Raw genomic sequence first — 6,837 nt, forward strand, 5'->3', positions numbered from 1 at the left:
CCTTTATAATGTCGGCAATTTTCTATCCTAACTCACCCATGCTAATACTTGCACGGGCGAGTTATTATTATCAGGACAACAGACATGCGCGATCTTTATTGTGGCGATGTGAACGAATCTCACATTGGCAAAGAAATTACTTTATGCGGTTGGGTTAACCGTCGTCGAGACTTAGGTGCGGTGATCTTTTTAGATTTACGTGATCGTGAAGGTATGGTACAAGTCGTTTATGATCCAGACTTACCTGAAGTTATTGCTAAAGCGAATACTTTACGTAATGAGTTTTGTGTTCAAATTAAAGGTAAAGTGCGTGCTCGTCCTGAAGGTCAAATCAATAAAGATATGAAAACAGGCGGCATTGAAATTTTAGGATTAGAACTTACTCTCTTAAATAAATCTGCGCCATTACCACTTGACTCAAACCAAAACAATTCAGAAGAACAGCGTTTAAAATACCGCTATTTAGATTTACGCCGTCCTGAAATGACAGAGCGTATGCGTTTTCGCGCAAAAGTAACTTCAGCAGTTCGCACGTCATTGGAAGGTCAAGGTTTCTTAGATATTGAGACACCTATCTTAACGGCAGCAACACCCGAAGGCGCACGTGACTACTTAGTGCCAAGTCGTACGCACAAAGGTCAATTCTTTGCTTTACCTCAGTCACCTCAATTATTTAAACAATTGTTAATGATGTCAGGTATGGAACGCTATTATCAAATCGTTAAATGTTTCCGTGACGAAGACTTACGTGCTGACCGTCAACCTGAATTTACTCAAATAGATATTGAAACGTCATTCATGAGCAGCGAGCAAGTGATGACCGTAGCAGAAACAATGATTGTTAAGTTGTTTAAAGACTTAATGAACGTTGATTTAGGCACCTTCCCGCGTATGACTTATTTAGAGGCAATGACACGTTTTGGCTCAGATAAGCCAGATTTGCGTAACCCATTAGAATTAGTGGATATTGCTGATATTGTAAAAGACGTCGAATTTAAAGTGTTTTCTGGTCCGGCAAATGACGAAAAAGGCCGTGTATCAGTAATCTGTGTACCGGGTGGTGCTGCAAAGTTCTCACGCAAAGGTCTTGACGAATTGACCAAGTATGTTGGTATTTATGGCGCTAAAGGTATGCCATGGATGAAAATTAACGATGTAGACGCCGCGTTAAGTACTGGAATAGAAGGCATACAATCACCGGTCTTAAAGTTCTTAAATGAAGACGCAGTCAAAGCTTTATTAACACGTACTAAGGCGAAAACAGGCGACATAATATTCTTCGGTGCAGATAATTACAATGTTGTTACTGAATCGCTTGGCGCCTTACGTCTTAAACTTGGTGAAGATTTAGCCTTGTTAGAAGGTGATTGGAAACCACTGTGGGTTGTTGACTTCCCTATGTTTGAAGAAGCTGATGGAGGCATGCACGCGATTCATCATCCGTTTACAGCGCCAATCAACTTAACTGCTGAGGCATTAGAAGCGAATCCTGTTGGCGCACTTTCTGATGCTTATGATATGGTTTTAAATGGCTGTGAATTAGGTGGTGGTTCGGTACGTATTCATAACCAAGATATGCAAGCTGCTGTATTTAGAATTTTAGGTATCAGTGATGAAGAGGCGCAAGAGAAATTTGGTTTCTTACTTGAAGCACTTCAGTATGGTGCTCCTCCACATGCAGGTTTAGCGTTTGGTTTAGACCGTTTAGTGATGCTAATGACCGGTGCTTCATCCATTCGTGATGTTATGGCCTTTCCAAAAACAACGACGGCGGCTTGTCCATTAACCAATGCGCCAGGTAAGGCAAATCCTGCACAGTTAGTTGAACTGGGTATTGCTTGTCTGCCAAAAGCAGAAAAGAAAGAAGAACCTTCAGCTGAATAGTCTATAAATAGCGTTTGATAACAAGCAGCTAATTAGCTGCTTTTTTTATGGTCAGGATTTATGCAGGGGATCTTGTTGTCATGCTGAATTCATTTCACTAATTCGGTGACTGTTTGATGATGAACATTGTCACAAGTAACGACGATATTGCCATTTAACTGGCTACAACGCATAATCTCGTTACAATTGTGAAGTCACGTCAGCTTTCGTTAAAATATAATTAAACAAGAGAACCCAATTTGACCATAATTCTAGGTATCGATCCCGGCTCACGCATTACCGGTTACGGTGTTATTAAAAAAGAAGGTCGTAAAATTTCATATTTGGGCAGTGGCTGCATCAAAGCGTATGCGGGCAACAAAGAAGAAGACGACTTTAGTTTGCGCTTACAAACTATTTTTGCAGGCGTTTCTGAGTTAATCATGCAATTTTCACCTGAACTCTTTGCCATAGAGCAAGTTTTTATGGGAGTCAACCCGGGTGGAGCACTTAAGCTTGGCCAAGCGCGAGGAGCTGCAATTGTTGCAGCTACGAATAAAGGTCTACCCGTCGCTGAGTATTCAGCAAGACAAATAAAGCAGTCTGTTGTTGGTACGGGCGCTGCGGATAAAAGCCAAGTGCAACATATGGTAAAATCTATTTTAAAACTGCCCGCTATGCCACAAGCCGATGCTGCTGATGCACTCGCTATTGCACTTTGTCATGCCCATAGTCACGACACCCTCTCGAAAATGGCAGGGCAGGTCAGTAAAATTGTAAGAGGGCGTTTACGATAAAGCACGTCAGCCACTTTACTGTATAAATATATAGTGATATGGTTTCAACACTTATATTATGTTGAAGGTTTTAGCTGTGATTGGTCGTTTACGTGGAACGTTATTAGAAAAATTAGCCCCAGAAGTCTTAATTGAATGTGGTGGTATTGGTTATGAAGTTACCATGCCAATGACGAGTATCTACGCATTACCTGAATTAAATGAACAAGCCATTATTTACACACATTTTGTTGTGCGTGAAGATGCGCAATTGTTATATGGTTTTGCTAATAAAATCGAACGTAGATTATTTAGGCTGGTTATTAAAGTTAATGGTGTGGGCCCTAAATTAGGATTAGCGATACTTTCAAGTATGTCTGCCGACCAATTTGTGAGTTGTGTTGCCCATGATGACTTGACCAGCATCGTGAAAATTCCAGGTGTAGGTAAAAAAACAGCAGAGCGTTTACTCATTGAAATGCGCGACCGTTTAAAAGATTGGCAGGTTACTCAAACGTCATCACCATTAGCATCCGGTACTTTGCCGATTGAACTTCATCATGAAAACACCTTTGTTACCAATGCTAAAGGTGATGCGATTAACGCTTTAGTTTCTTTAGGCTACAGTCAGCAACAAGCGGATAAGGCGATAAGGACGATATTTAAAGCTGAATCAACGAGTGAAAATCTTATTCGTGACGCACTCAAATCAATGCTTTAATATAAACTAAATGTATAAAATATAGCTATAGCTAAATAATACAGCTGAAGTACTAACGCTGTACTCCCCTTTTTGATTTAGCTATACCTAAATAATTGAAGACACAAGAGAAAATAATGATAGAAGCTGATCGCCTTATAGAACCCGCTGCACAGCCAGAAGAAGAAGTCATAGACCGCGCTATTCGTCCTAAGTTATTAGCTGATTATACCGGTCAAGATCATGTAAAAATTCAAATGGAAATTTTCATTGAAGCAGCAAAGAAGCGAGACGAACCGCTTGATCACTTACTTATTTTTGGCCCTCCTGGTTTAGGTAAAACGACACTTGCCAATATAGTTGCTAATGAAATGGGCGTGAATATCCGCACGACTTCAGGCCCAGTATTAGAAAAAGCGGGTGATTTAGCCGCATTACTGACTAACCTAGAAGAAAATGATGTACTTTTTATTGACGAAATTCATCGGTTAAGTCCTGTAGTTGAAGAAATACTTTATCCTGCAATGGAAGATTATCAACTTGATATTATGATTGGTGAAGGGCCTGCTGCTCGTTCGATCAAATTAGACTTGCCGGCGTTTACGTTAATAGGTGCAACAACACGTGCTGGGGCATTAACGTCGCCATTGAGAGACCGTTTTGGCATCGTGCAACGACTTGAGTTTTATAACACTAAAGATTTAACTGAAATTGTTAAACGCTCAGCGCACTTTCTTAATTTACCTATCGATGCAGAAGGGGCCTTTGAAGTTGCTAAACGTTCACGAGGTACACCCAGAATAGCGAATCGATTATTACGGCGTGTTCGTGACTACGCTGATGTAAAAACTCAAGGAATTGTTAGCCAGGCAACCGCAGCTAAAGCACTCAATATGTTAGAAGTAGACGATCAAGGATTTGACTTAATGGACCGTAAACTACTGCAAGCTATTATTGATAAATTTATGGGGGGCCCCGTTGGACTTGACAACGTTGCAGCCGCAATTGGTGAAGAGCGCGAAACGATTGAAGATGTTATTGAACCTTATCTTATTCAGCAAGGTTTTTTACAGAGAACACCACGGGGGCGAATTGCCACCGAACGAGCTTACCAGCATTTTGGTTTAGAAAAACCCGTCAATGACAAAAGTTAGTTTATCCGTTAGGCACTAAATTTTAGGCAAAAAAAAGCCCACAAAAAATATGTGGGCCAACTTATAAATTAAGTTGTTAGGAGGAAATAGGGTTCCAATAAACATGTCAGAGAGAAAAGATAAAAATCTGTTCAAGTTGTTTGGCTATCAATTACCCCGTTACATCAGTTAAGATAAACTTGAATAATTATTGCGTTAGCTCAAAGAACAAATGAATTTTAGAGTAACTGTTCTATTTTAACAAGCTAAAAAAATTGATAAGTTACATTAGAAAAACTAATGCTATTATTATCAAATACTCCTTTCATTGATGAACGAAAATAAGCCGCTTGCCCTTTAAAAATATATTTTATAAAAAATGTTACATCCGTTTACTTCTCAACGCTTGTCGTAGGAAGCGATTATCATTAATATAGAGAAAATAATGATTAAATGCCTTGAATTTAATTTTTAACGATAAAATTAAAACTTCGAAGCGACGAGCTATTGATATTATTAAAGTCATGCCAAATATTAAATACAACTATCCTGTAAGAATATATTATGAAGATACTGATGCTGGCGGTATTGTTTACCATACTAACTATTTGAAATTTTGTGAACGTGCTCGAACTGAGTGGTTAAGAGAATTAAATGCTAACCAATCGTTTTTTTTAGAACAAAATATTGGTTTAGTGGTCAGAAGAGTTGAAATGGACAATACCGCATCAGCTAAACTCGATGATTTACTTACTGTAACATCATGGATCAGCGAATTTAAACGTGCGAGTCTTGTATTTACTCAACAAATTAGCGATGAAAATAACAAGCTTATTTGTTCTGTTGTTGTGCGAATTGCTTGTGTTAACTTACAACTTTCAAAACCCTGTGCCATCCCTGAAAAAATATTAGGAGCGTTAAAACGTGTCAGCTGAAATTTCAATTTTTGATTTATTCCTTCAAGCCAGTCTATTAGTTAAAACCGTCATGCTTATTTTATTAGGTTTTTCAATTTCCTGTTGGGCGATGATCTTTCAACGCCGAAAAGTACTTAATGAGGCACAGGCACAAATGAAAATCTTTGAAGATAAGTTTTGGAGTGGTGCTGATTTAAGCAAACTCTACAATGAAGTCTCCTCAAAGGAGGCTGTAACAGGTATTGAAAGTTTATTTGTTTCAGGTTTTAAAGAGTTTGCACGTTTGAGAAAAAGTCACCTTGATTCACCACAAGCAATTGTTGATGGCACACACCGAGCAATGCGAGTTGCCCTTTCACGTGAAGTTGATCACCTTGAAACTCACTTACCCTTTATGGCAACGGTCGGGTCTATTAGTCCGTACATTGGCCTATTTGGTACGGTTTGGGGCATTATGAATTCGTTTATCGCATTAGGTGCTGTCGAGCAGGCAACATTAGCCATGGTTGCTCCTGGTATTGCAGAAGCACTAATTGCAACCGCCATGGGCCTATTTGCGGCCATACCTGCGGTCATTGCTTTTAACCGATTTAGTCATCATGTAGAAAAACTAGAAAATGGTTATGGTAACTTTATGGAAGAATTTTCCAGTATTTTGCAACGTCAAAGTGCAAGTGAACATCAAGCATAAACGGAGTAATATCTTATGTATAAAAGAGTAAGACGCCGTAAAGTTTCTGAAATTAATGTGGTTCCTTATATTGATGTGATGTTGGTATTGTTAATTATTTTCATGGTTACCGCACCGCTTGTCACCCAAGGGGTGAAAGTTGATTTACCTAAAGCAGATGCAGAAGCACTAGACAAAGATTCAAAACCACCATTAGTCGCCTCCGTTGATGCAGACGGTAATTACTATTTAGCGGTAGGTACCAGCAAAAATGAGCCAATGTCAGCCGAACAAGTCGCTACACTGGTTGCTGCGCATTTAAAAGTTGAACCAAATACTCCTGTGGTTGTAAATGGCGACGGAGCTGTTTCTTATAATGCGGTAATTCAATTGATGGTGTTGTTACAACAAAAAGCTGGTGTACCTTCTGTTGGTTTAATGACAGACCCTGGAGATAAATAATCAATGAGTCGAAAATTTGCAATAGCCTTATCGCTTAGCTTTTTACTGCATGTTGTTTTAGCCGCCGTATTATTGATGGGCGATTTTAACAGCCATCCTAAAACACCCCCAAAAGCTGTTCAGATACAGACTATTCAGGCGACTATTGTCGATAAAAGTAAAGTTGAAGCGCAAGTTAATAAAATTAAAAAGAAAAAAATTGATGACGCAGAACGTTTAAAAAAAATAGATCAGCAAGTTGCTTCAGCGAAGAAAGAACGTGCTAGAGAAGAGAAGCGCATTAAAGCGCTAGAACGCCAAAGAAAGAAAAAAGAGC

8 protein-coding genes are annotated in these 6,837 nt (G+C 39.2%); all 8 read left to right on the forward strand.

The window, feature by feature from the left end:
* Positions 1-84 precede the first annotated feature (84 nt).
* Complete coding sequence (aspS, locus tag H4J73_RS19910; RefSeq protein ID WP_182178785.1) at positions 85-1,884, forward strand: aspartate--tRNA ligase; 1,800 nt, start codon at positions 85-87, stop codon at positions 1,882-1,884.
* Positions 1,885-2,123: 239 nt separating this feature from the next.
* Positions 2,124-2,660 carry a crossover junction endodeoxyribonuclease RuvC gene (gene ruvC / locus H4J73_RS19915; protein ID WP_182178786.1) on the forward strand — a complete coding sequence of 179 codons (537 nt, stop codon included), beginning with the start codon at positions 2,124-2,126 and terminating at the stop codon, positions 2,658-2,660.
* Positions 2,661-2,736: 76 nt separating this feature from the next.
* The gene (gene ruvA, locus H4J73_RS19920) at positions 2,737-3,360 is read left to right on the forward strand and encodes a Holliday junction branch migration protein RuvA (protein WP_182178898.1); all 624 of its coding nucleotides are present in this window, start codon (positions 2,737-2,739) and stop codon (positions 3,358-3,360) included.
* Between the two features lie 116 nt (positions 3,361-3,476).
* A complete protein-coding gene (ruvB, locus tag H4J73_RS19925) occupies positions 3,477-4,493 on the forward strand; it encodes a Holliday junction branch migration DNA helicase RuvB (protein WP_182178787.1) in 1,017 nt (338 codons plus the stop codon).
* 503 nt (positions 4,494-4,996) lie between these two features.
* Complete coding sequence (gene ybgC / locus H4J73_RS19930) at positions 4,997-5,407, forward strand: tol-pal system-associated acyl-CoA thioesterase (RefSeq protein WP_182178899.1); 411 nt, start codon at positions 4,997-4,999, stop codon at positions 5,405-5,407.
* Positions 5,397-6,080, forward strand: a complete 684-nt coding sequence (tolQ, locus tag H4J73_RS19935; protein WP_182178788.1) for a protein TolQ — start codon at positions 5,397-5,399, stop codon at positions 6,078-6,080. The genes ybgC and tolQ overlap by 11 nt, the downstream gene beginning before the upstream one ends.
* 15 nt (positions 6,081-6,095) lie before the next feature.
* The gene (gene tolR, locus H4J73_RS19940; protein WP_182178789.1) at positions 6,096-6,521 is read left to right on the forward strand and encodes a protein TolR; all 426 of its coding nucleotides are present in this window, start codon (positions 6,096-6,098) and stop codon (positions 6,519-6,521) included.
* Between the two features lie 3 nt (positions 6,522-6,524).
* Positions 6,525-6,837, forward strand: a 313-nt coding sequence (gene tolA / locus H4J73_RS19945; protein ID WP_182250277.1) for a cell envelope integrity protein TolA, incomplete at its 3' end; no start/stop codon positions are given.

It is taken from the genome of Colwellia sp. MB3u-41, assembly GCF_014076845.1.
GTDB lineage: Bacteria > Pseudomonadota > Gammaproteobacteria > Enterobacterales > Alteromonadaceae > Colwellia_A.

What these genes read in the sequence shown, in the direction of transcription:
- aspS (WP_182178785.1), top strand. Translation starts at nt 85, where the DNA reads ATGCGCGATCTTTATTGTGGCGATGTGAACGAATCTCACATTGGCAAA.
- ruvB (WP_182178787.1), top strand. Translation starts at nt 3,477, where the DNA reads ATGATAGAAGCTGATCGCCTTATAGAACCCGCTGCACAGCCAGAAGAA.
- ybgC (WP_182178899.1), top strand. Translation starts at nt 4,997, where the DNA reads ATGCCAAATATTAAATACAACTATCCTGTAAGAATATATTATGAAGAT.
- tolR (WP_182178789.1), top strand. Translation starts at nt 6,096, where the DNA reads ATGTATAAAAGAGTAAGACGCCGTAAAGTTTCTGAAATTAATGTGGTT.